Below are 1,974 nucleotides of genomic sequence, written 5' to 3' on the forward strand. Positions count from 1 at the left end.
CTCACCGCGTGCTGTTGATCTGCGCGCCTGCCGGCTATGGCAAGACGTCGTTGCTGACCCAGGCCCTGGCCGATGCCGGTGCCGACACGGCCATTGCCTGGGTGGCCCTGGACGAAGGCGACGACCTCGGCCGCCTGCTGGACTGCCTGTTCGCCGCCTTCGAGCCCTACGACCCACCCTGGCGCACGGCGCCCGAGGGCCTGCGCGACGCGGCCCTGCGCGGCGGCACCGAGATCGTCACCGTGGCCGACGCGATGCTGAACGCGCTGGAGGCCTGCGAGGTCGAGCATGGCCTGATCGTGCTGGACGATGCCCACCACCTCGTCGACCCCGCCTCCTTGCAGTTCCTGGACCGCTGGCTGGCCCGCATGGGCGAGCGCTGGCGCCTGGTACTGGCCGCCCGCCACGATCCCGCGCTGCGCCTGGCGCGGCTGCGGGCCGCCGGCGAGCTGGCTGACATCGGCCCCGTCGAGCTGGCGCTGGCGCGCGGCGAGGTCGAGCAACTGGCCCAGGCCGCGGGCCTGGACGAAACCGCCGCGGCGGGGCTCTACGAGCGCTGCCAGGGCTGGCCCGCCGGGTTGCGCCTGGCTCTGGGCGCAGGCCAGCGCCTGCCCGCGGCCATCGACCGCGCCACCTTCGACTACCTGGCCGCCGAGGTACTGGACCGGCTGGAACCCGGCCTGCGCGGCTTCCTGCTGCGCACCAGCGTGCTGCACGAACTGGACGCCGCGCGCTGCCAGGCGCTGGGAGAGGACGCCCACGCCGCCGGCTGGCTGGCCGATATGGAGCGCCTCTCGCTCTTCGTGACTGTCGTCGACCTGGCGCCCCACACGCTGCGCCTGCACCAGCTCTTGCGCGACATGCTGCAACAGCGCCTGCGCCAGGAGCAGCCCGAGGTCTACCGCCAGCAACTGGAGCGCGCCGCGATGCTGGAGACGGACGCGGTGCGCCGCCAGAGCCTGTTGCTGGCCGCCGGCCGCCCCGAGCGCGCTGCCGAGCTGCTGCTGGCAGACGGCGCCTTGCTGATGAACCAGCTCGGCGCCCAGGGCCTGCTGGACCTGACCCGGCGCTTCGACCCTGCCTTTGCCGAGTCCAGCCCCGAACTGCATCGCGTCAAGGCGCTGGCGCTGTGGGTGCTGTGGGAGGCCCAGCAGGCCGAATGGCATCAGAGCCGCGCCGAGGCGCTGTTCGACGCGCGCGGCGACGAGGCCGGTCTGCTCGCTGCGCGCGGCCATCGCAGCATCCTGCTGATCGCGCAGGGCCGCCTCCAGGAGGCTGAAGCCCTGCTGCGCGACCTCGACCCGTTTGCGCTGAGCGGCGAGCTGCGCCGCGTGACGCTGCTGGGCCGCACCTGGCATGCGATGGAAAGCTGCCGCTTCGATGCCGTTGCGCCGCTGTTCGACGCCCTTGTCACCGAGCTGCTGAACACGACCACGCTGGAKAGCTGGTACATCTGCTCGCCGTCGCCGCGCCAGATCAGCTGCGTCGGCATGTCGCCGGTGGCCGACCGCTGGTACCGTGGCGCGATGCAGGTGCTGGGCAACCGGTCGCTGCCCTTCGGCGTCAACGCGCACACGTCCCAGGCCTGGAACCTGTTCTGGCAGGGCCGCCTGGCCGAATCCCGGCAGATGCTGGCTCATGCCGAAGCCGATGCGGCCTGGTTGGGTCGCATCGTCATCGCGCGCAACCAGGGCCAGGCCCTGCATGCGATGTTCGACCTGATCGCCGGCCGCCATGACGAAGCCCTGGCCCTGATGCGGCTGCGCCTGGCCGAGCATGTGCCGGGCTATGGTGCATGGGGCGGCTGGCATGCGACCTTTGCCATGTCGCGCATGGCGGCCGCCATCGGCAACCTTGAGGCGCTGGCCGAGGGCCTGGAGTGCCTGGTGCGCATCGGTGCGGACCTGCCTGACCTCGTCATGCCGCACCGGCCACGGCCGCTGCTGGGCCTGCAGGCCCAGCTCGCCGCGCTGC

The 1,974-nt window shown here is 72.4% G+C and carries 1 protein-coding gene; it reads left to right on the forward strand.

Annotated elements, in window-relative coordinates; translation table 11 throughout:
- Positions 1–1,974, forward strand: a 1,974-nt coding sequence (locus ACXJKR_RS30970; protein WP_457326113.1) for an AAA family ATPase, incomplete at both ends; no start/stop codon positions are given.

The sequence above is a fragment of the Roseateles sp. P5_E11 genome, assembly GCF_054049355.1.